This window comes from Bacteroides sp. 41_26, from assembly GCF_949740115.1.
In the GTDB taxonomy this organism is placed as follows: domain Bacteria; phylum Bacteroidota; class Bacteroidia; order Bacteroidales; family Bacteroidaceae; genus Bacteroides; species Bacteroides nordii.
Map to the genome: position 1 here is coordinate 41,273 of NZ_CATJGZ010000087.1, position 23,115 is coordinate 64,387.

Genomic DNA, 23,115 nt, shown 5'->3' on the forward strand with positions numbered 1-23,115 from the left:
AACACAATCCTACTAATTTTAATACCTTTGTCTCGGGAACATTATTTCAGGGTGCAAAGATAGCGCAAACCGAATGTAGAAGCAAATTTATTTGTATTTTGCTGAGGTGCAACCTATCTTCGCGGAGCAAAGGTAGAAAAAAGAAATGAAAATAAACGAAAAAACCGAGAAGAAGGATACACAAGAGCAGATAATCAAAAAGTACCAACAATATCTAAAGTTGGAGAAGTCTCTGTCTAAAAATACGCAGGATGCTTACATGACCGATCTGAGTAAGCTACTCAACTTCCTGCAAGCAGAGAATACCGGAGTTCTGGATGTTTGTCTGAACGATCTGGAACGCTTCTCTGCCGGACTGCATGATATTGGTATTCACCCACGTTCGCAGGCACGAATTATTTCAGGTATCAAATCTTTCTTCCACTTTCTCATTATGGCCGACTATATAGAAGCCGATCCCAGCGAACTGCTTGAAGGCCCCAAAATTGGCTTTAAAATACCAGAGGTACTAACAGTTGAAGAAATTGATACCATCATCTCAGCCATAGACCTTAGTAAAAACGAAGGCCAGCGCAACCGTGCCATGCTGGAAACCTTGTATAGCTGCGGTTTACGCGTATCCGAGCTGACCAATTTAAAGCTTTCCGATCTTTATTTTGATGAAGGTTTTATCAAAGTAGAAGGTAAAGGCAGCAAACAACGTCTGGTACCGATTTCTCCACGAGCTATTAAAGAGATACAACTATATTTTATTGACCGGAACCGGGGAAAAATAAAAAAAGAATATGAGGATTTTGTTTTTCTGGCCCGATGGGGTAAAAACATATCCCGTATTATGGTCTTCCACCTCATCAAGGAACTCGCACAGATAAGCGGTATCACCAAGAATATCAGTCCGCATACATTTCGTCATTCATTTGCCACTCATTTGCTGGAAGGAGGAGCCAATTTACGAGCTATTCAATGTATGCTTGGTCATGAATCCATTGCCACTACGGAGATATATACTCACATCGATCGGAACATGTTACGGAGTGAAATAATAGAGCATCACCCGCGTAATATTAAATATCGTCAAGAAAAGAAAGGCTGATTTCATTAAATTATAATAAAAACAATACTTTAGCTATATATATATCTTAATATTTAATATCTTTGCGTTACTTTTTCCGGGTTAAATGGAAAAGGCATGAATGGACGAATATTTCAATTACAAACATTTAATTTATACCTAAAATGATTAAGAAGCTTTATTTGCCTTTCCTTATGGCATTGATTGTTGCATTTTCGTCTTGCAGCAAAATGGGTGAATTATCATCTGACTACTTTACTACAACTCCGCAGGTGTTGGAAGCAGTGGGTGGTAAAGTTCCTGTAACTATCAACGGAAAGTTTCCTGAAAAGTATTTCAAAAAGAAAGCCGTTGTAGAAGTAACTCCGGTTTTAAGATGGAATGGTGGCGAAGTTAAAGGCCAACCTGCAGTATTCCAAGGTGAAAAAGTTGAAGGTAACGACCAGACTATCTCTTACAAGATGGGTGGTAACTACACGATGAAAACTTCATTTGACTATGTTCCTGAAATGGCTAAGTCTGAATTGTACCTTGAATTCAATGCTAAAATCGGCAACAAGACAGTAGCTATCCCTGCTGTGAAAATTGCTGATGGTGTGATTTCTACTTCAGAATTGATTGAAAACACGCTGCAAAGTGCTAACCCTGCTAACGGTGACGACGCTTTCCAACGTATCATCAAAGAGAAACACAATGCTAACATTATGTTCCTTATCCAACAGGCTAACATTCGTGCAAGCGAATTGAAGACTGCTAAAGAATTCAACAAGGAAGTAGCTAACGTAAACGATGCTGCTAACAAAAAAATCAGCAACATTGAAGTTTCTGCTTATGCATCTCCTGATGGTGGTGTAGGTTTGAACACTAAGCTGGCCGAAAACCGTGAAGACAACACTACTAAGATGTTGAGCAAAGACCTTAAGAAAGCTAAGATCGATGCAGCTATCGATGCTAAATACACAGCTCAGGACTGGGAAGGTTTCCAGGAACTGGTTTCTAAATCAAACATCCAGGACAAAGAATTGATCCTTCGCGTACTCTCTATGTATCAGGATCCTGAACAAAGAGAACAAGAAATCAAAAACATCTCTTCTGTTTACAAAACTTTGGCTGACGAAATCCTGCCACAATTGCGTCGTTCTCGTTTGACTTTGAATTATGAAATTATTGGTAAGTCTGACGACGAAATCGCTTCTTTGGCTTCTTCTAATCCTAAAGAACTGACTTTGGAAGAATTGTTGTATGCTGCAACGCTGACTAATGACAATGGTAAGAAAGAAGTAATCTACACAAAAGCTACTGAGTTGTTCCCGAATGACTACCGTGCATTCAACAACCTTGGTAAATTGGCTTATCAGGCTGGTAACATTGACAAAGCTGAATCATACCTGAAGAAAGCTGCTAACATTCAGGCTGCTCCTGAAGTTAACATGAACTTAGGTCTTGTAGCTTTGGCTAAAGGTGATAAGAGCGCTGCTGAATCTTACTTAGGTAAGGCTTCTGGTGCTAAAGAACTGGGCGAAACAATGGGTAACCTGTACATTGCACAGGGTCAGTATGAAAGAGCTGTAAACTCATTCGGTGACGCTAAGACAAATAGTGCTGCTCTTGCTCAGATCCTGGCTAAGGACTACAACAAAGCTAAAAACACATTGGCTGGTGTAGAAAAACCGGATGCTTACACAGACTATCTGATGGCTGTATTAGGTGCAAGAACTAACAATCTTTCTATGTTAACAAGCAGTCTGAAAAGCGCAGTTGCTAAAGACTCTTCATTAGCTAAGAAAGCTGCAACTGATCTTGAGTTCGCAAAATACTTCGTTAACTCAGACTTTATGAATATTATCAAATAAACGAATCCTTCGTTTTTTATTTGAAAAAAAAGGAGTTGCTCACCATTTATGGTGAGCAATTCTTTTTTTTTATCCATAAAACCCGTACTTTCGCAGAAAAGATGTAAAAATGAAGAAAATAAATATCCTGCTCATCCTGATAATCTGCCTGACAGGCTGCAAGAAAAATGCAGATACAACAAGCATAACCGGAGAAATAAAAGGACTGGGAAACGATACAATCTATTTATACGGCATCGACGGGCTCTACCAGCATATAGATACTATATATGTGAAAGGAGACAAGTTCTCTCATTCATTAAAAATAGACACCATCACCACAGCCATGCTACTCTTGAAAGGGGAAACAGAGTATCCGATTTTTCTTGATAAAAAAGAGAAAATCAAGGTACAAGGGAATGCAAACAACCTGGACCACCTGAATATTGAGGGAAATATTTATAATGAAGAGTTCTCTGCCTTCCAGGCAACGCTGCAAGGGCCGGGCATACCCTCCGAAAAAATGCTCGAAGCAAAAGCAGAAGAATTTATCCGCCAGCACAACAATTCTTTCGTCAGCATTTATCTGCTGGACAAGTATTTTGTACAAAAGGAGACTCCTGACTTTAAAAAGATAAAAGAGCTGATTGATGTGATGGCAGGAGTACTTCAAGATAAACCTTCCATTGGACAGTTGACCGAAAATATCACCCAAATAGAAAAAGTGAATGAAGGCAAGACAGCTCCTTTCTTCAGCCTTCCCAATCAAAAAGGAGAAAAAGTAACACGCTTAGATAAGTTCAAAGACAAATATATGCTCATCAATTTCTGGGCATCCTGGTGCGAAGAGTGTGATTCTACAAATGTGGAACTGCGCAAGATAAACAATAAGTATAAAAAGAACAAAGAGTTTGGCATATTAGGTATTTCGTTCGACATAAATAAAGAAGACTGGAAAAATAAGATAAAGCAGGATACACTAACCTGGGAACAGGTATGTACCTTTACTGGGTGGAATCTGGAGACTGCCAAACAATATGCCATACTGAAATTACCAACCAATATATTTGTATCTCCGGGCGGCAGGATACTTGCAAGAGATATCCCAACAGACAGTCTGAGCCATGAAATTGAGAAAGCACTAAAGAAGGAAAAGAAATAACGTTTTCCAAGGCACTGTCCACAATATTATGGAGAGTGCCTTCTATCTACACAAAATAGTGAACAGTACCATATTAAAATCCCTATTCATCAATCCTAACAGAAGCATAGGGATAAAGGACAGCTGTATGCGCTGCTTTTCTTGCTAACAAAACCTCTTGCTCTGTCAATGAAGAAGGACTATAAGAGCTCGTTTCGGGATTCTGTCCGGTTATTATCTCAAGCCAAGTACATGCCGCAGTATAACGTCCTAATCCCAAACTCAAATGATAACCATCACGACAAAGAGTATCTCCAACAAAAGTGTTACGCAAATTCTGAATAGCAGTTCCTGAAGGTACCACAAACGCTATCTCATTAGCATGACGTTGAGCTACTATGGAAACAGCCGTTACGATAGCTTGGTACATGTCTATTTGACTGTTACCATATACAGAGAATCCAGAATGAGTCGAGTTCTGAGCGTAAGCCCAAGTTTGATGTAACCCTATTTTTACAGTAGAATTAGTAATATATCTCCTTACATATTCCAACAAATTAGATAACCAGGGTTCATAAGATTCCAGTAATCCTGAATCATAACTGGCTTGCTGGAATGTAATATAATCCCAGTTTTCATCTGTAATACACTCATGCATTTTCTTATGAACATTCGTTTTCTTTCCATTCTCAATTTTTCTATACTCGAAAGCTTCTTCTGAAATAGCCATTTTCCAATGTGACTGTAGACTTTGCCCAGGACGATAAATATTTCCAATAATCAATGTATCCCCACCACCAACAGCCAATTCATACAGATTCTGCTCAACAGCATCTTCAGAAAAGCTATTCCCAATAGCCAAAACCTTTATTATTCTACCTTGTACAGATACAAAGGGCAACAGAGAAACCCAAAATAGCAGTTTCAAGATTTTCATCAGATTCACTTTTTTTAATTCAACATCAAATTAGTAACATCAACAATTTATAAAAAAGGGGAATGCTACACCTATACATATAACAATAAAAATCCCCTTCTTTTTACATCGCTAACATAGATTCTAGCAGACACAATACTATTAACAATGACTACCTCCCTTTCCTCCCGAATTCATCCCCCCTTCTCCGAACATCCATTTTCTTTCTCATGTTTATTCATTTTATAAATACTACATTATTACCTCAACTTTATAAGTACTACCGGCTAACATCGCTGGAATGAAAGAACCTTCAAGTTTTTCACCGTCCACTATAATTTGCTTAACTCCTTTCATTTTTCCTTTTGGATTATTTATTACGATATCATAAATAGCTCCCCTAAATCTGCGTTTCACCCTAAATTTACGCCATGAAGAAGGTATGCACGGATCAATCAACAGACCGTCATACTCTGGCCGAATACCTAAAATATATTGCGTTATGGCAAAATAATTCCAAGAAGCTGTTCCTGTTAACCATGAGTTTTTCGCCTCACCAGGTTTATAAGCATCTTTTCCTGCTATCATTTGAGAGTAAACATAAGGTTCCATTTTATGAAGTTCACTGATACTCTCAAGATAAGCTGGGCATATTTTTTTATAATATTCCCAAGCGTTATCTCCACGTCCACGAATGGTTTCACCTATCATAATCCATGGATTGTTATGACAAAATATTCCAGCATTTTCCTTGTATCCTTCAGGATAAGTCGATATTTCCCCATACTCTTTATAGTACTTTGAAAAAGCCGGGTTGTTCAATACTATACCATACTGGCAATCCAATCTTTCTTTCACCGCATCCAAAGCTTTTTCCACCATTCCCTCTTCCAATCCGATCTGAGCCATTGCACACCAACCATTCGATTCTATAAAGATTTTCCCTTCTTCATTCTCCTCCGAACCGATCTTCCGCCCCCAATAATCATAGGCCCGTAAAAACCAATTGCCATCCCATCCATATTTCATCACCGCCTTTACCATCTCATCCACATGTTTGTATGCCTTTTCTGCCTCAATATTCTTATTTAATATCTTACACAGTCTTGCATATTCTCGTCCATACATTACAAACAATCCAGCTATCATTAAACTCTCAGCTTTTGTACCCTCCGATTTATTTTCCGTAGTTTGAAAACTCTCATCCGGATTACTTGAGAAACAATTCAAATTTAAACAATCATTCCAGTCCGCCCGCCCTATTAAAGGCAAACCATGAGGCCCTAAATTATTCACAATATGCTCAAAAGAAACTTGAAGATGGAAGAAGAGTGAAGCTTCCGATCCTTTCTGATTATCAAAAGGAACCTGTTCATGTAAGATGGAAAAATCACCCGTTTCCTTTAAGTAATGTATAGTGCCAAAAATCAGCCACATAGGATCATCATTAAACCCTTGTCCTATCTCATTATTTCCTTTCTTCGTCAGAGGTTGATACTGGTGATAACAACCACCATCAGAAAATTGTGTCGATGCAATATCAATAATACGCTGACGAGCTCGTTCTGGTATCTGATGAACAAAGCCAATCAAGTCTTGATTAGAATCTCTAAACCCCATGCCACGCCCTATACCACTCTCAAAATATGAGGCAGAACGAGAAAAGCAGAAAGTTATCATGCACTGGTACTGATTCCAGATATTCACCATTCGGTTAAGTTTCGGATCCAGTGATTCCAGTACATATGCACTCAACAAATAGTCCCAATACTCTTTTAATTCATTAAAAGCTCGGTCTACAGAATCAACAGTATTAAATCTATCAATTACTTCATATGCACACTTTTTATTTAGTTTCTGTTCCTCGTCCCACTTCTCACTTTCACCATTTTCAACGTATCCTAAAACAAAGATCAAATCTTTTAACTCTCCCGGTCCCAACTCAATTTCAATATAATGAGACGCTATTGGCGACCAACCATGTGCTATGCTGTTACATGCCCTTCCTTGAGTTACCGCCTGAGGTTGATCAAAACCATTGTACATTCCTAAAAATGATTCACGATCCGTTTCAAAACCATTTATAGGTACATTCACCGAATAATAAGAATAATGATTCCGTCGTTCTCTATACTCTGTTTTATGAAATAGAATTGAGTTTTCTACCTCCACCTCACCTAATGAAAGATTACGCTGGAAATTTTCCATATCACTTTGAGCATTCCACAGACACCATTCAACAAACGAAAATACTTTAAATCGTTTTATTTGATTTGTTGTATTCTTCAACGTAACTTTCTGAACTTCTGCCCATGTATGCAATGGTACCATATACAAGATCTCTACCTCGAGACCATTTTTAGCCCCGGTAATAACCGTATAATTCAACCCATGCCTGCAAATATATTTATCCAACTCTGTTTTACAAGGTTTCCAACCCGGACTCCATATATTTTCCCCATCATTGATATAAAAATATTTCCCTCCGTCGTCTATTGGTACATTATTATAACGATATCGTGTAATACGCCTATATCTTGCATCCTTACAAAACGTATATCCGCCTCCTGTATTAGAAATCAAGCTAAAGAAATCTTCTGTTCCTAAATAGTTAATCCATGGCCATGGAGTTCGTGGGTTTGTAATCACATATTCACGCTTATCGTCATCAAAAAATCCAAATTTCATAATCTGTAATATTATTTATTAAATTCAATTTTCCAGTTTATTAAACCAATTCCTTTTTAATATTACTGAAGTAATTATAACAATAATAACTGCTACAATAAAATAAATGAATTGCTGTAAAACGAGATAAATCGACGCCGCCACCAGAGCTGTCTGCCAGATAATCCCAACTCCAACATTAATAAGATCTCTACAGCAATCAGAATTTTCCTTAAAATCAGGAGTTTCAGCTTTAACAAGTACATCAATAGGCTTCCAAATTCCCCATGGACGAGTTGTTTTATAAAACTCCTTCAAAACCTCTAAATCGGTAGGAGGTACTGAATAAGTTCCCCATACACATCCAACAATAGAGCAAATAAAAATAATCGGAAAATAGTATAAAGGTAACACTCCGTCAAAGTAAGGAACTATCGGAAGAATCAATGCCGGAATCATGCCTGCAGCCATACCTAAGGCAAAACCACGTCCATTAAATCTCCACCAATGCCATTTTAAGATATTCGCCGCAATATAGCTACCATACAATGCACTAGTAACCCATTGTAACACACTATTCACATCTTGTGCTAATACTCCAAAACAAATACTGACAACAACAACAATTAAACCCACAACAATATTTGCACGATTGGCTTGTCTGGGTGTCGCATCTTTCTTAAAATACTTTATATAAATATCATTAACAATATATGCCTGAACTGCATTTAAAGTTCCTGCAAAAGTAGACATAAATGCAGCCAGTAATCCTGCAAGAATCAACCCAGTTATTCCAGCTGGAATCCAAGGGTGATTAATTACTGCCGGAAGAACTAACTCAAAATCAATCACACCGGCAGGAGTAGTAATTTGCCCCTGTATCTGATTAAACAAAATAAGCCCTAATATAGCAAAGCCTGTAATCATTATATAACGAACCGGCATCAATACCAATGTGACCGAGCCACTCATCAAAGCTGCTTCACGAGGAGAACGAGTTGACAGTATTTTTTGCATATCATAAGTAGGAGCCGGGCCAGCAACACTAGCTAACACACCTTTCAAAAGAACTAATCCAAAGAAAAGGCTGAAAAGCTGGTAACCATCACTACCTATTTTATTGTTAAACTCAACAAACTTACCTGTCCAAGTCATATTTAACTCTTGCCCAAACCACGGAGAAAACCAACTATTTGGTAACCAAGAAGAAAACTCAATGATATCTAAATGCAATATCGCAATAATAGCTACAGCCACGGAAGCTAAACCCATAATGATGTATTGTGCCACATCTGCCCAAACAATACTCATCATTCCACCCATCAAAGCATAGAATACTGCAAACAGAGTAAAAATAACACCCCAGACATGAGGAATATATGTATCAGGAAGAAAAGACAAAAAAGGAAAGACGCTTTTTAATGGCATAAATATCTCCACAAATTTACCCATACCAATAAAACCGTAAGCCAACATGCCCAGTCCAACCAAAATAGCAAACACAACAATAATCCAATGAGAAGTCACAGCACCATTATCCGTTCCGAAACGAAAGCGAATCCACTCTGCTCCTGTCGTACAATTGGAACGACGTAACCAAGCCGATAAATAAACCATCAGAAATATTTGGTTAAAAACAGGCCAAAGCCAAGGTATATAAATACTCTTAAGTCCATATACAATAGTTATACCAACCAGCCATACAGTACCAGAAATATCAAACATACCAGAGGCATTAGATAATCCCAGCAAATACCATGGGATATGTTTACCCCCCAACAAATATGATTCCAGATTCTGAGATGCACGACGCTTCAAATGAAATCCTATAAAGACCAATACCCCCAAGTAAACGGCAACAATAGTAAAATCAATACAAGAAAGAAAAGAATGATAATCCATTAAATTTATTTTTACTTTCAATATTTATAATAGTTGTACAAAACCCTCTATCATTTATTTCAAAGCATTGTTCAGTCTCAATACCCAGGTATTTAAACACAGAAGCTTATTTATATTCAGCGACGGTAATTCAAGATGTACATACGAATCATTACACTGATAACCAACTTCTTTATTATCAGACCCTAATAATACATTTTTCATACTATTAAAATTTAAAACAACACTATACTTTATTTCCAATGATCTGTCCTAAACGGTGAGGCTGGTAAATCAGCCCCGTTATACAAATTACATTCTGGATTAGCAGCCCAAGCATACCTCACTGCAAGTGGATAAGGAACATTAGGAGAACTAACCACTACTTCTTCTCCATCTATTTCAGCTTCTGCCCAATAAAACTTGTGATCCGGACCAGCTATTGAGAAACCTTTTATCAAATCCCCTCCTTTAATCTTTAGCCCGCCACCAACGTGATCAAACTTAATCCTCACCTGATTATTTTCAATGATATATGAATTATACAGAGGCCCGGAATAAACAATATCTTCTCCATAAGTCTTAGCCCTTGCTATTAATGCCAACCTGTCACCGACCTCTTTCTTTCTTTTGGGATGTACATTCTTGGCTTCTCCCAGTTCTATGGTTACTGCCATCCCAGTATTGGCCATACACAATGTTTCAAATTGAGCTTCTCTTAATTCAGCCCATTGTGCACCAGTCGGCTCCTCATTTCTTTCTCCAAAATTAGGTAACTGTACAAAATAAAAGGGCAGCGTTTGTTTCCATTGTTTACGCCAATCAGTAATCAAGAGCGGAAATATATCTTTATACTGTTCTGCACGAGCACAATTATATTCACCTTGATACCAAATGATTCCCTTTAAAGTATAAGGAATGATAGGATGAATCATTGCATTAAAAAGTACAGAATGGATATTAGGACCATCTCTATCAACGGAATATTCTTTGAGAGTATCCTTTTCACAACTATCTAAATCAGTTATCCGGGTTATTGCTTCTTTACTAATCCACGATTCTGCAATAGTCCCTCCCCACGAGGCCGTAATTACTCCAATAGGAACATTTAAATGGCGATGAAGATTCTTAGCGAAAAAATACGCAACGGCAGAAAAGTTTGCTGCAAACTCCGGCAAACAAACCTGCCAAGTCCCCTTACGTACCTTCTTCAAATCACTGAGTGGTGACAAACTTGCAGCACGTTCAACATGCAAAACACGTATTTCGGGACATTGAGCCAAACGAATTTCTGCTTCATAATTATTTATTTTCCCCCAACTTCCGATTGGCATCTCCATATTAGACTGCCCAGCACAAAGCCAAACTTCACCAATTAATACATTATCCAAACGAATGCTCGTTTCATCTGAGACAATAATATAATATGGACCACCTGCCTGAGGAGTAGATATTCTTGTCCGCCACTCACCTTTATCTGATGAATTAACCGAATACTCTTTATTGTTCCAAGAAGTTTTAATTGTTACAGTACACCTCGGAGTAGCCGTTCCCCAAAAAGCTACTTCAGTTTGTCGTTGTAATACCATATTGTCCGTAAACATAGCGGGTAATACAATTTTTGCATGCAGGCGCCAAGAATAGCCAACAGATAGAAAACATATTAACAAGAAAAAAAATCGTATTTTCATATTATTCTATGATATTTTTTAAACCTATACTAATTAACCAATTGTTCCGGGCATAGAACTGTTTCAAAAACCGCTTCCTCTCCAGCCGGAATAATAGTTTCAAATCCTATCAAAACAACATTAGGGTTTGGAGCGTCATAACTATTACCGGATTGTGCAGACCATTTTTTTATTTGAACCTGATTCTGACTTTTAATTTTCACATTCATCCTTTTCCCATCTTGCTCCAGTATAAAGCCATCCTTCTGTATCCCTCTTATCTGAGTTCTTGTCAACATTGTCCAACGTAAAAGAGCTTGCTTTGTAGTATCTGTTTTCACACTATCTTTCACCACTACATAAGCGCCGTTTACCATTGTAATTTCTCTTTGACAAAAGAGCAGTTCATCCTTAAAAATAGTAGTCAAGTCAATCGTTGCAGATTTCAAACCCTCACTATCGATAAATGATTTCCAACACGCATACCCTTTTACATCATGTAATTTATTATTAATCGTAAGGGTATTATGAGCATAATTATTATAACGAAAAACCTTCCAACGCTCTGAATGTTGATCATTACTCCAGATTTGCATTTTTTTCGATTCCAAAGATTCATAGTCTTGCATTCCCAAATCCATAGCCCATCGTATCCCCATAGCATCCATCACAAAGGATCCAGCATCCATATGTGAATGATTACTACTGGAAGTTCCTCCTTTAATGCCCACATACAAAGCATTTTTATCAGTCCAAGAAGTACGCATCAATGCAACTGGTGTAATGCCCCCTCCTATCCACATCATCTTTTCAGGAGGAACAATTTTGTCTATTTCTATATTTCTACCCCATAAAAATATTAGCGGAAACAGTCTATTTGCCAAATAGCCAGAACATTTATCTTTTTGCATGAAGCTTTTTTCTGTCCATAATAAAGAAAGATCCCCAGTTTTCTTTGCAAACCAAAACATAACAGGTGCTAACCCATGCTCATCACCACAATCTGCATAATTAAAACTATACCCGGTTGGACCAACCATCTGCTCATAATAATAAGGGGTATTCATAAAACCTGACGACAAAGCTGGCAACAAATCCCAATCACCAACTTTCTCCAGGGTTCCCAATAAAAGAACATTAAAAGTTGTTCCATACCTCCAATATGAATACCCTTCAGGATATGCCCCGTCAGGTGCATATTCAGCCATAGGGAGCTTTACAGATTCTACTGCCTGCCGAATAAGAGATCTACACATTTCCGGATTTTGTTCATAAACCGCCAAAGCAGCAATTGCTATACCTGCATTACATACTTGATTCCAATTATGATTTGCTTTCAAATACCAATTATATCTCTCATCCTGTGCAGGTAAGAGCCCTTTCGTCATGATAGCTTCACTAATGATTCTGCGTGAATCAGCCGATAACTTAGTATACAACCAATCAAAACCAATGGCAACTCCTAAGACCATTTCAGCCACATCCAGAAAATGAGATGGATTCCAATCAGAAAAACGACAAACAGTAAGTAATTCTTCCTCTGCACGTTGAAAATATATTTCATCTCCAGTAATACGATACGCATAAGACAAAAATAATATTCTTCGAAGAGCTTCTCGAGAAGTAGCTAATAACCGCATACCCACCTTTTTCCTTTCCAACAATGGCCGATTAAGCAGATTATTACATTCTTTGAGGAAATTTCGATGTAAACCAGTCCAAAGAGTATCCATAGATAAAGCTTCTTTAATTTCTATTTCCTCTCCACCAGACATTAATATACGGGGATGTGAAGGTAATACTTGTGCATACATATTTAATTCCCCCTGAAAAAGTAAAAAGAATATCAAAAGAAAAATAGTTCTCATATGTTCTCTGTTTTTAATAATTTCGATACCGCAAAAGAGCCTCTATGAAATAATAATCACCATAACTCAAAGGAGCATCCAATTCTGAATTCTGAGGAATATTTCCTACTCCATGTTTTAATATAAAAAAACCATTTGTTCCTACTTCAGCCATATACTCATCCGAAGCAAGCATACGAAGTTGCTGTTCCGCTACTGTGTAGTACCTTTCACAACGATGACCCTCCGAATATTTACTCAATTCCAACAAAGCGGAAGCGATAATAGCAGCAGACGAAGAATCTCTATAATCATCAGGTATACCAGGAGAATCAAAATCCCAATATGGAATTTTATCTTTCGGCAGATGTGGGTGATTCAGTATAAAATCTGCGATATGCCATGCTAAATTCAAATAATCTTCATTTCCTGTCTCACGATACATCATCGTATACCCATAAAGTGCCCATGCTTGTCCACGTGCCCAAGAACTATCGTCACCATATCCCTGATCAGTCCCTCGCTGCAACACTTTACCACTTTTCAAATCATAAGCAACCACATGAAAGGAGCTATAATCCTCTCGAAAATGATGCAATTTCGTCGTATTCGCATGAGAAATGGCTATATTCTTAAAAGTATCGTCTCCCGTTCTCTTATAAGCCCACATTAACATCTCCAGATTCATCATATTATCTATAATTACAGGATAAGAATAATCACGCCATTTATTCCAGGAACGGATACACTTCACAACCGGATTATACCTTGCAGATAAAGCGTGTGCACCGTTAATAAGAACTCCCTCTGATTCAGATGTCGGATTCAATCTAAATCCATTCCCATAACTACAATACAGCATAAACCCCAAATCATGAGTACTCGTGTTGAACTGTTCCTTTTCAATACGTTTAGTATATAAATTAGCATAATCAAACAGTTCTTCACTACCCTTATTATTTTCATACAAATACCACAATACACCAGGGAAAAAGCCACTACACCACCAATCAGAAGAAGAGGTCACTAGTTCTCCATTAGAGTTCAAAGAGCGCGGTAATTTACCTTCTTTATCTTTCAGATGTCTGGCCATCAATAAAGCCTGTTTTTCGGCTTTAGCAAGTGCTCCATCTACCCAATGCCGATAACTGGTAGTAAGATATTTTTCTACTATCTTCATTTGCGGAGCATCTTTCCCACCTTTTGGTGTAAGGCTAAGAGGATATTTACCCCACCATGGACCTGCTGCCCAATAGGTAGCATTCACACCTTCGCTCTGTAGATAATTTAAAAAGTTATCCATAGTGACCAACCAACGCTCATCGTCATCCGGAACACCATATTCACCAACAAACCCTTTTAACTGATTATTTTTAAGCCAATTAACAAATGGCCGAACCCTTTCTATCCCTCGTGTAGGAGATCCTTTCTCCGTATCATATGATCCATTATAACTTCCCGAAGCATCCGCATCAAAATAAACATGCGCCTCATAAATCAAATTATTCACAGGATCCTTTAAATATTTCAATGTATCACTCTTCTCTACCCATCTCTCCGCAGAACTCCAATCGTCCCCCCCAATAATTATTGGTCGTTCTTGATCACTTTTTCTTATTGCCTCAATACCTTTCTGTGCCATTTGAAACCAGGAAACCGAACTCCCTAAATCATGAGGCTCATTCATTAATCCGTAGCCATAGATATTGGAGAATGAACTCATTTCCATGGCAAAACGCCGCCAAAAATCTGCAAAGTGATCTAAGGTTACCCCATTAGTACCAATAATACATTTCACTCCTTGGTGATAACGTCGTGCATAATTATGTAAATCAAGAATCACGCTTATACTTCTTTTCTCTGCCTCACCTACAAAATCTTTAATCCGTTTCAGCTCTACAGAATTAAGTTCACCATTCAACTCATGCTGTATCCTTTCCCACTTAAAAGGAAAACGAATCAGTTTCAATCCTTTATCTTTAAAATAATCCAATTCTTCTACTTTCGGATAAGTATAATGCTTATCATATTTACCTGGTAAATTTGCTTCATCAAATTCTGCACATGCCAAATTCACACCAAATGGTTGATACGAATTCTGATTATATACTGCAATTGGTTTTTCATAATCAGTTTTCATCCGATAGGGCATTTCGTATACCTGACTCCCATTTTTGTCTGTAAAATAAAGTTTTGACACAGACATACTATCAGCATTCCCGTCTGCCCAGAATGCATAAAAATCATTATGAGCATATAAAGGACGACGAACATACGAATGGTTTCGTGGGCTATTCTTAGTAACATTTGCTACTTTAGTCCAGTGTTGGCCTTCATCCCAACTTTTCCACAAAGCAATTTCTCCTCCGGTACCAAATTTTTGCGGTCCATCCTCTGTCGGTCCAATCACTGTCCAGACATCATTATCTACATAAATAGACCCCATATCATAATTATGAGAAGAAGAGCATAACACATGTGAGTACCACTGTCCGTTTTTTCTGTGAAGTACAACCCATTCTCGGGGATCTCCTTTGGGGCCCGGTTGATAATGTTTACTTATAACTGCCAGAATAATAGGATTACCATCTTTATCAAAATTCAAATCATTCAAGTACACTAATTTATTCTCTTTTTGATAATCATATACCAAAGCTGCACTTTGCGGAGAAGTCAATGGAGTAGTTAATGTCACACCATCCACTGTTTGCCAGGTTTGTCCCATATCTTCTGTCTGAACCAAATAAACATTAGTCCGAGAATCTGCTCCTCCGTCAGGATGATAATTAAAAACAGTAACAACTTTGTTCTTCCATACATTACTAAGCTGATAATGTCCTCCCATACCAGCTAATTTCTTATCCGGAGCCCAGTTTATTCCATCAGGACTCGTCGACCAATAAAGTTCTCTACCAAACGTACGTTCAGCAGTATACTTCGTAAAAAGATGAATAAATCCCTTACCTTCTATATACCAAGGCTGAGGATAAGTTATTACCGATTGATACTTTTTCTCAAAATGATCAATACAATATGGCATTGTACTTTTGTATACTTGTCCCAGACGACTAACATTCCTCCCACTTACAAATACCCAAATAAATCCATCGCTATCTATAGTAAGAGAAGCATTATCATGAGGATCATCCACTCCCATCTTATCACACACAACAACTGGGCGGGCCAATGTTCCACTTTTATGATCATAACAAGAAATCATAATCAGTAAATGCTTATCTTTTTCACTGGTGGTCCCTCCATAAACAAAAAAGGTTTTATCAACTTTTGAGGCATAGATAGCCACAGGAGTATGATTAGCTGTATAAGTAGCCAATCCACCAGAATATTTGTCTCCATACTCCGACTTTTGGCCAATTGTATACCAAATCCCCTTATATCCATCGATCCGGAGATTCTGAGCTTTAGAATATAAAGTAATACCCAATAGAATAAACAGAGAGAATAAACGAACACTTTTCAATGCCATATTATTTATATTAAATTACAAACCTATTAAAAATGAGAATAGAAAAAGGGGTTACATGAGACAACTAAGGTTCCATAGCAAGTATACTTCACCTTAGTGTCTCACATATAAATTTTGAAAAAAACGATTATTTCACTCGCAATCGTTTAACGCTAATTGTCATTGTTTTTTTTGCATTATCCACTTTATTGACATAAATAAAAGCACGATATATTCCATCAGCAGTTTCAACCCATGTTCCTGCATCTTTCTTTATGTTAACAATAAAATTGGAAGCATTACTAAAATTCATCTGATAGAAATCCAAATCATCAATAAATGTTCCATATTGATCACGAGCAAGTTGTTGGTCAATAGCTCCAAAAGTTCTTTGTAATGATGTCATCCGATTCACTCCTTCCGGCAAAACAATCTCTGGTAAATAATCCGAGCCGACTCCTGGTGAAACTAATGCATGCAAAAAATCAATCCCGGAAATCCTACGATATAGATATACCAAATCAATCTTGTCCGCTTTAGTTGGCATATTCTCATTGGTATACACTGCCATATCCGAGATAGAAAGATAACTATCCGTAGGAATTATCATATCAAGTTTTATATCCATATTAGATATAAAATATGTCCCCATGTCGTATGAGACACTTCTACCATTACTGTCTGTCGCATAAAAACTAAAAGAGATATTCTTACCACGAGCTTCTTCAGGAATCACATAATAGTAACGTAACGTTGCTGCACATGTATCTTTCGTAAATGTAACTTCCGTCATCATTCCTTCTGTTACTGACGGGCTACCGATCTCAACTCCTTTATCATCTCCTCCCTGATCCGTATAAAACGATCTGTGTTCCAGATAAGTACCGTCTGCTCCGGCAATAGAAGCCTTGACCTTTGCAGAAATCAGCTTTCCTTGAGAAGGAGGAAGTGCCATAGCATAAGCAAATTCTATTTTCGCCCCCACCAGATTAGGTCCCAATGAACGCTTTATACAATCATTTTGTAAAGTTGTTCCAGCCGCAGGTACCTCGTATTCATTCTCACAAGATGTAAAAACGAAACATAAACCAACGATAACCATTAAAAAATAATATTCAATAGACTTCATCGTATTCATTTTATTTCTGTTGTACACTAACATAAACTGTATATATTTTCCGAACTTTTCTATTACCCGAAATAACCGTATATTGCTTAGGATTTGCCAAATCCGAAAAGTCAACTTTCCCTTCTATCTTAGGTTCCAATTTAGCATCTGTTACCAAAGAAAACTGAGGATAAAGATTCTTCAGATCAGTACCATACAGTACTTCCACATGAATGGTTTGCTTCATCGTATCAATAACGGCTGCTCCATGTCTCACAGTCTGATAATCAACGCCCAAAAGTTCGAAACTACTTACATAACATTCTGAACGTTCGGTAATTAACAATCCATCTTCATCAATCGGAAAATTTGTACATCCGATCCAGGTTAATACTATAAAAAAAATAGCTATATATTTTTTCATTACTTTCAATATTAATTTGAATTCAACATTCTTTATAGGCCTTCTGGCTATTATAGCCAAGGAGTATTTTGAGTTAAGTTCGGATTACGATCACGTTCTTTAGGTGGAATCTGAAAAATATAAGCTTGTTGATACAATCTCTCATTCAAATTCTTATACCAGCTATATACTTTATCACTGTGTGTATCACCCATCCAAACCTCTTCTGATCCCGGTTCCCCCCACACTCTTTCAATAGCTCTCCATCTACGCAAGTCAAAAGCGCGATGTCCTTCAGCTATCAGTTCTATAATACGTTCCTGCTCGATAGCGTCGAAGAAGGCTTTTTTGTCAGAAATCTTGTCAGAGGCCAAAGGAGGTAAATTCCCCCTATGCCGGATTCTGTTAACCAAAGCAATAGCATCCTGCTGTGGTCCGTACAATTCATTTGTCGCTTCCGCATACATCAGATAGACATCAGCCAAACGAACTACCGGCCAGTTATAGTCACCTTCACCACGATCTGCACCTTCGTAGTTACGAACAAATTTACGGAAAACGTATCCAGAGTTTGTACCATCGGTATTATACGATGTATACTGTTTCCCGTCAATTGTAACTTTTGCATTCCATGATTTATATATAAATGGTACCCAATCTGTTTTCTTTAAAGATGCTAATCCTTGGATCATTTCATAATCCCACAACATTGATGCTTTCATACGATAATCACGATTCAAATAACTTTCCGGATTCACTGCTGAATTTTTAGTAGTTCTTGCATTTGGCGCATTCGGGTTCATTGGAATCAACGGATCTGTGAAATCACCTGTTACAGTAGATTGATAACGATCTGCTAAACGAAATGTAGGTGTCACCCAACACTGAGAATTCTGAATGTTACGCCCTGCGAAATCACGCATCAATGATTCCCCTTGTCCAGTTCCTGGTCCTCCATGAGTGAATGCAAAAATAATTTCACCATCAGTATTGACGTTACCTGTAGTAGGAAGAAACAAATAGAAGTAATTAGGTAGTACATTTGCATCACCCAGTTCTCCCCATTCACCAGGTTCACCATTCCTAAACAAATTTAATCCATAGTCATTAATTACTGCATGGAAATCATCAGCAGCAGCCTTATACGCCTTTCTCGCCTCCTCTTCGCTTGGAGTAAAAGTATCAAGTTCCGGCCATCCGAAATGATTCCAACAAGCCCAATAAAGTTCGAGTTTACCTTTAAACGCTAAAGCTGCAGGCTTAGATGCCCGCCCTATCTGCTCTGATTTTACTGGAAGTTTCTCAAAAGCATAATTAAAATCTTCAATAATATAATCTTTGATTTTCGCAATGGAAGTACGTACTATTTTATCCATCTCCGTTTGATTGTACACCACATGATCTATATACGGTACATCACCCCACATAGAAATCAATCGAAAATAAATCATTCCTCTTAACAACCTGGCTTCACCAATAACGGTTTCAAGCTTCTTCTTCGATTCTTCTGTTTTGGCATTCGGAATCATTTTCAGTGTATTCTCTATCACATAATTGACCCGATGTATGCCACCATAACAGAACTTATAATACGTATCGAACTTTGCTCCAAAACGGTAAGACGGATCAGGAAAATAACATCCTCCTTTATAAGCAGCCCCCTGTGTTATATTAGTAGTAGTATTACTCAAACTACCGCTACCATCTCTGACACGGACATATTCACCTTGCCCATCAAAATAATAATCTCTACTAAAAAGACCACGTACATCAGCATACGCCCCCATTAAGCCATTCGTTGCATCCTCTTCTGTTTGCCAAAATTCCGTATTACCTAATTCAGTTGTAGGAATTTGGTCCAAAAGACTATTTACACACCCCATTAAAAGTATTGATGCTCCACCCAGTAATATACCCAATATATAATTTCTTCTATTTTTCATGATATTAAATTTAAATACCTACATTAATACCAAAAGTGAACGATTTCACCAGAGGATAACCATCATTTATATTACCTTCTTTTTCAGGATCTAATCCACGAAATTTAGTAATTGTAGCCAGATTATCTGCAGATACATACATTCTGATAGAACTAAGTCCGATTTTTTTTAACCGGTTTTGAGGAATAGTATATCCTAATTGCAGATTTTTCAGACGCAAATAAGCCAGATTATCCAACCAAAAGGTAGATTCTTTTCGATTATTTGCTCCCCCTAAACGAGTCCATTCCCCTCCTCTGTTCTCCAACGACCAAGGTTTAGTCCAATGATCCCAAGTAGTAGCTTGCCGCGCTTCTTGCAAATCGGGATTATTATTGGCAGTTAACCAAAATGTTTTACGGCCAGCAGCTCCCTGGAACATTATAGAAAGATCAAATCCCTTCCACTCAAAATTACCACTTAATGCAAAGTTTGTAGTGGGACGATCACGTTGAATGCGTGGAAAAGCCTTCATATCATTATCATCAATCTTCCCATCACCATTCAAGTCTTTATATAATAAATCTCCCGGTTGAGCACCTTGTGGAGTAGCATTATACACATCATTCCAACTTTGTGCAATACCAATAGCTTCATAGGCATATACATAGTTATATGGCATGTTGATAAATACATAATCATTGCTGTTTTTCTGATTACGCCCTAAATACTCATTCCACTTTTCCAGTACTGTAGCATTATAAGAAGCATTAGCATTCACAGTATAATTAAACTCATTAACCCTTCCACGCCAGACAATGTTGGCCTCTACTCCTTTATTTCGCAGCTCACCAATATTTTTACGAGGAGCAGAATATGCACCTGTCAGATGAACAGACATATCTGAAGGCCGAATCATACCACTAGTTAGCCGGTCATAGTAATCAAGTTCAACCGATAAACGATTATTAAAAAACTTCATATCCAACCCGATATTGGTAACTGATGTTTCTTCCCAACTCAAATCACGATTTACCATTTTCTTATTGACATACCCTTTCAATATCTTGCCATCAATCATATAATTATTGGTAGTCAAAGTCTCCTGTTGTTCGTAGCGTCCCACACCACTATTATTTCCTAACACACCATAAGATACACGCAACTTAGCATGATTTAGCCATCCTTTCACATATTTATTAATGAATGGCTCTTCTGAAAAAATCCATCCCACTGAAGCTGATGGGAAATATCCATATTTAGAACCGTCAAGAAATTTAGATGAACCGTCACAACGCAAGTTGAATTCAAATAAATAGCGTTGATACGCCGCATAATTGATACGCCCGATATAAGAAACCAATCCTTCAGCACTTGAATTCCCTCCCGTGTACTGTTTCTCTGTAAGAGCTGCATCAATTTCATGAAGAGATGAATGCAAACGATCATTGCGTCCTGACATCTGATAACGAGTATGCCAATACTCTTCACTAAAAGCAAACATAGCATTCAGCGTATGATGTTTACAAAAGGTAATATCATAATTTAACCGTGCACTAAACTGAGTTTTATAGCTATTATTGGTATAATTATAAATCGGAGCATTATCTTCTACGAAATAGCGAGCACCAAAATCATTCGTTTGAAAGTTATAAGCACGATTAGGAGTATCTGCCTGATACCTAAAATCATTACCATAATTCAAAGAATAGTCCAAACGTGCAGTCAATCCTTTTACCGGACTCCAATCCCAATAGACATTACCATTCAATTCCTGTCTCTCTTTCTGTGTAAGCTGCGTATTATAAGCACTATAAGGATTAAAAATCTGAGGGTCTTCACCATAAGCCATCACTCCTCCGTAATATCCTGTAATAGGATCATAAGGTGTTACTCCCGCAATAGCATATCTCATTTCATTGGCATCGATAGTACCATCAAAATTACTGGTTAATGCATACTGCAGATCCGACCAATTACCTGCAATTTTTACTCCTACATGCATATTCGAACGAATTTTAGCATCATAATTCACACGCAAATTATAACGAGTATAATCATTATTAATAAGAAGACCTTTCTCGTCAATAACTCCGAGAGAAATATAAAAGTTAGAAACTTTATTTCCCCCTGACGCAGAAAGATTATATTTCTGAACTTGTGAATTTCTTAAAATAACATCATACCAGTCAGTATTCGGATAACGAACTGGATCGATCATTCCTAATGCCATCCACTGATCGATAGTACCATCCTTGAACCTTATATTACCAGGTAAAGTAGAAACAGCAGCATCACGTTGCAACAAAGTCAGTGACCGTGGATAATCTGCCATAAACTCCCATGCATGGGTAGGAGTACCTATAGTATAAGAAGCCGAAGCATTTATTTTGGGGGCTGATTCATGCCCGGATTTAGTAGTAATCAAAATAACACCATTGGCCGCACGCGAACCATAAATAGCAGAGGATGAAGCATCTTTCAGCACAGAAACACTTTCAATATCATCTATATTAATACGATCGATATCAACATCAGGCATACCGTCAACGACAACTAACGGATCAGCATTATTCACCGTTCCCATTCCTCGAACAAGCATTTTAACATCATTACGACCAGCCATACCAGAATTCTGCGTTATTGATAATCCTGGCACTTTCCCTTGCAAAGCCAATGATGTACTTGTTAATGAACGACTTGCCAATTGTTCATCCACTTTTACAGCTGACACAGCGCCTGTTAGATTTACCTTCTTTTGCGTACCATATCCTACAACAACTACTTCATCTATACCAATGGAGGCATCTTCCAATGTCACATTTATCAGATCTTTTCCTTTAATATGCACCTCCTGAGTATTCATGCCAATATAGCTTATAATCAATACTGCATTTGAAGCAACATTACTTAATGTATAATATCCATCTAAGTTAGTTGTAGTACCTGCCGTTGTGCCCTTTACTAATATTGAAGCACCAATAATCGGTTCACCGTTTACATCCCTTACATTACCTGTAATTGTCCCGCCTTTATCCTTCTCCTCACTTACATTTTTTTGCGCATACACATATGTATTATTCAATTGAATTAACCCACCCAATAATATCAACAATGTAATTTTACAATAAAAAAATGTTTTACGAGAAGCACTATAACAAACTTTCTGTATTAAACTACTTTCTCTCAT

General features: G+C 37.6%; 14 protein-coding genes. 3 read left to right on the top strand and 11 right to left on the bottom strand.

The window, feature by feature from the left end; translation table 11 throughout:
• The first annotated feature begins 145 nt into the window (after positions 1–145).
• From xerD to QX565_RS13140, 3 genes are all read left to right on the top strand, one after another.
• Positions 146–1,093, top strand: a complete 948-nt coding sequence (xerD, locus tag QX565_RS13130) for a site-specific tyrosine recombinase XerD (RefSeq protein WP_007482838.1) — start codon at positions 146–148, stop codon at positions 1,091–1,093.
• Between the two features lie 143 nt (positions 1,094–1,236).
• Entirely contained in the window at positions 1,237–2,925 is a 1,689-nt protein-coding gene (locus QX565_RS13135) for a tetratricopeptide repeat protein (protein ID WP_007482840.1), read from the top strand.
• Positions 2,926–3,034: 109 nt separating this feature from the next.
• Entirely contained in the window at positions 3,035–4,066 is a 1,032-nt protein-coding gene (locus QX565_RS13140; protein WP_007482842.1) for a TlpA disulfide reductase family protein, read from the top strand.
• A gap of 82 nt (positions 4,067–4,148) precedes the next feature.
• Here the strand turns inward: QX565_RS13140 and QX565_RS13145 are convergent, their stop codons facing one another.
• The 11 genes from QX565_RS13145 to QX565_RS13195 form a co-directional block, all read right to left on the bottom strand.
• Entirely contained in the window at positions 4,149–4,982 is an 834-nt protein-coding gene (locus QX565_RS13145) for a DUF4886 domain-containing protein (RefSeq protein WP_007482844.1), read from the bottom strand.
• A gap of 231 nt (positions 4,983–5,213) precedes the next feature.
• The gene (locus QX565_RS13150) at positions 5,214–7,649 is read right to left on the bottom strand and encodes a glycoside hydrolase family 94 protein (protein WP_007482846.1); all 2,436 of its coding nucleotides are present in this window, start codon (positions 7,647–7,649) and stop codon (positions 5,214–5,216) included.
• 24 nt (positions 7,650–7,673) lie between these two features.
• Positions 7,674–9,530: a sodium:solute symporter family protein gene (locus QX565_RS13155; protein WP_007482848.1), complete on the bottom strand. Its 1,857-nt coding sequence runs from the start codon at positions 9,528–9,530 to the stop codon at positions 7,674–7,676.
• 54 nt (positions 9,531–9,584) lie between these two features.
• The gene (locus QX565_RS13160) at positions 9,585–9,734 is read right to left on the bottom strand and encodes a hypothetical protein (RefSeq protein WP_007482850.1); all 150 of its coding nucleotides are present in this window, start codon (positions 9,732–9,734) and stop codon (positions 9,585–9,587) included.
• A gap of 29 nt (positions 9,735–9,763) precedes the next feature.
• Positions 9,764–11,200, bottom strand: a complete 1,437-nt coding sequence (locus tag QX565_RS13165; protein ID WP_007482853.1) for a sialate O-acetylesterase — start codon at positions 11,198–11,200, stop codon at positions 9,764–9,766.
• Positions 11,201–11,229: 29 nt separating this feature from the next.
• Positions 11,230–13,047 carry a heparinase II/III domain-containing protein gene (locus QX565_RS13170; protein ID WP_237977340.1) on the bottom strand — a complete coding sequence of 606 codons (1,818 nt, stop codon included), beginning with the start codon at positions 13,045–13,047 and terminating at the stop codon, positions 11,230–11,232.
• Between the two features lie 13 nt (positions 13,048–13,060).
• Complete coding sequence (locus QX565_RS13175; protein ID WP_195349545.1) at positions 13,061–16,513, bottom strand: cellulase family glycosylhydrolase; 3,453 nt, start codon at positions 16,511–16,513, stop codon at positions 13,061–13,063.
• Positions 16,514–16,640: 127 nt separating this feature from the next.
• A complete protein-coding gene (locus tag QX565_RS13180) occupies positions 16,641–17,621 on the bottom strand; it encodes a DUF4466 family protein (RefSeq protein ID WP_007482859.1) in 981 nt (326 codons plus the stop codon).
• Positions 17,622–17,631: 10 nt separating this feature from the next.
• Positions 17,632–18,024: an SGBP N-terminal domain-containing protein gene (locus tag QX565_RS13185; RefSeq protein ID WP_025867525.1), complete on the bottom strand. Its 393-nt coding sequence runs from the start codon at positions 18,022–18,024 to the stop codon at positions 17,632–17,634.
• A gap of 50 nt (positions 18,025–18,074) precedes the next feature.
• Entirely contained in the window at positions 18,075–19,946 is a 1,872-nt protein-coding gene (locus QX565_RS13190; RefSeq protein ID WP_195349543.1) for a RagB/SusD family nutrient uptake outer membrane protein, read from the bottom strand.
• Between the two features lie 10 nt (positions 19,947–19,956).
• The gene (locus tag QX565_RS13195) at positions 19,957–23,115 is read right to left on the bottom strand and encodes a SusC/RagA family TonB-linked outer membrane protein (RefSeq protein WP_122201409.1); all 3,159 of its coding nucleotides are present in this window, start codon (positions 23,113–23,115) and stop codon (positions 19,957–19,959) included.

Excerpts from the sequence above, each read along its gene's own strand:
- QX565_RS13170 (WP_237977340.1), bottom strand. The coding sequence starts at position 13,047 with ATGAGAACTATTTTTCTTTTGATATTCTTTTTACTTTTTCAGGGGGAA.
- QX565_RS13145 (WP_007482844.1), bottom strand. The coding sequence starts at position 4,982 with ATGAAAATCTTGAAACTGCTATTTTGGGTTTCTCTGTTGCCCTTTGTA.
- QX565_RS13160 (WP_007482850.1), bottom strand. The coding sequence starts at position 9,734 with ATGAAAAATGTATTATTAGGGTCTGATAATAAAGAAGTTGGTTATCAG.
- QX565_RS13195 (WP_122201409.1), bottom strand. The coding sequence starts at position 23,115 with ATGAGAGAAAGTAGTTTAATACAGAAAGTTTGTTATAGTGCTTCTCGT.
- QX565_RS13135 (WP_007482840.1), top strand. The coding sequence starts at position 1,237 with ATGATTAAGAAGCTTTATTTGCCTTTCCTTATGGCATTGATTGTTGCA.
- QX565_RS13155 (WP_007482848.1), bottom strand. The coding sequence starts at position 9,530 with ATGGATTATCATTCTTTTCTTTCTTGTATTGATTTTACTATTGTTGCC.
- QX565_RS13165 (WP_007482853.1), bottom strand. The coding sequence starts at position 11,200 with ATGAAAATACGATTTTTTTTCTTGTTAATATGTTTTCTATCTGTTGGC.
- QX565_RS13175 (WP_195349545.1), bottom strand. The coding sequence starts at position 16,513 with ATGGCATTGAAAAGTGTTCGTTTATTCTCTCTGTTTATTCTATTGGGT.
- QX565_RS13180 (WP_007482859.1), bottom strand. The coding sequence starts at position 17,621 with ATGAAGTCTATTGAATATTATTTTTTAATGGTTATCGTTGGTTTATGT.
- QX565_RS13185 (WP_025867525.1), bottom strand. The coding sequence starts at position 18,024 with ATGAAAAAATATATAGCTATTTTTTTTATAGTATTAACCTGGATCGGA.
- QX565_RS13150 (WP_007482846.1), bottom strand. The coding sequence starts at position 7,649 with ATGAAATTTGGATTTTTTGATGACGATAAGCGTGAATATGTGATTACA.
- xerD (WP_007482838.1), top strand. The coding sequence starts at position 146 with ATGAAAATAAACGAAAAAACCGAGAAGAAGGATACACAAGAGCAGATA.
- QX565_RS13140 (WP_007482842.1), top strand. The coding sequence starts at position 3,035 with ATGAAGAAAATAAATATCCTGCTCATCCTGATAATCTGCCTGACAGGC.
- QX565_RS13190 (WP_195349543.1), bottom strand. The coding sequence starts at position 19,946 with ATGAAAAATAGAAGAAATTATATATTGGGTATATTACTGGGTGGAGCA.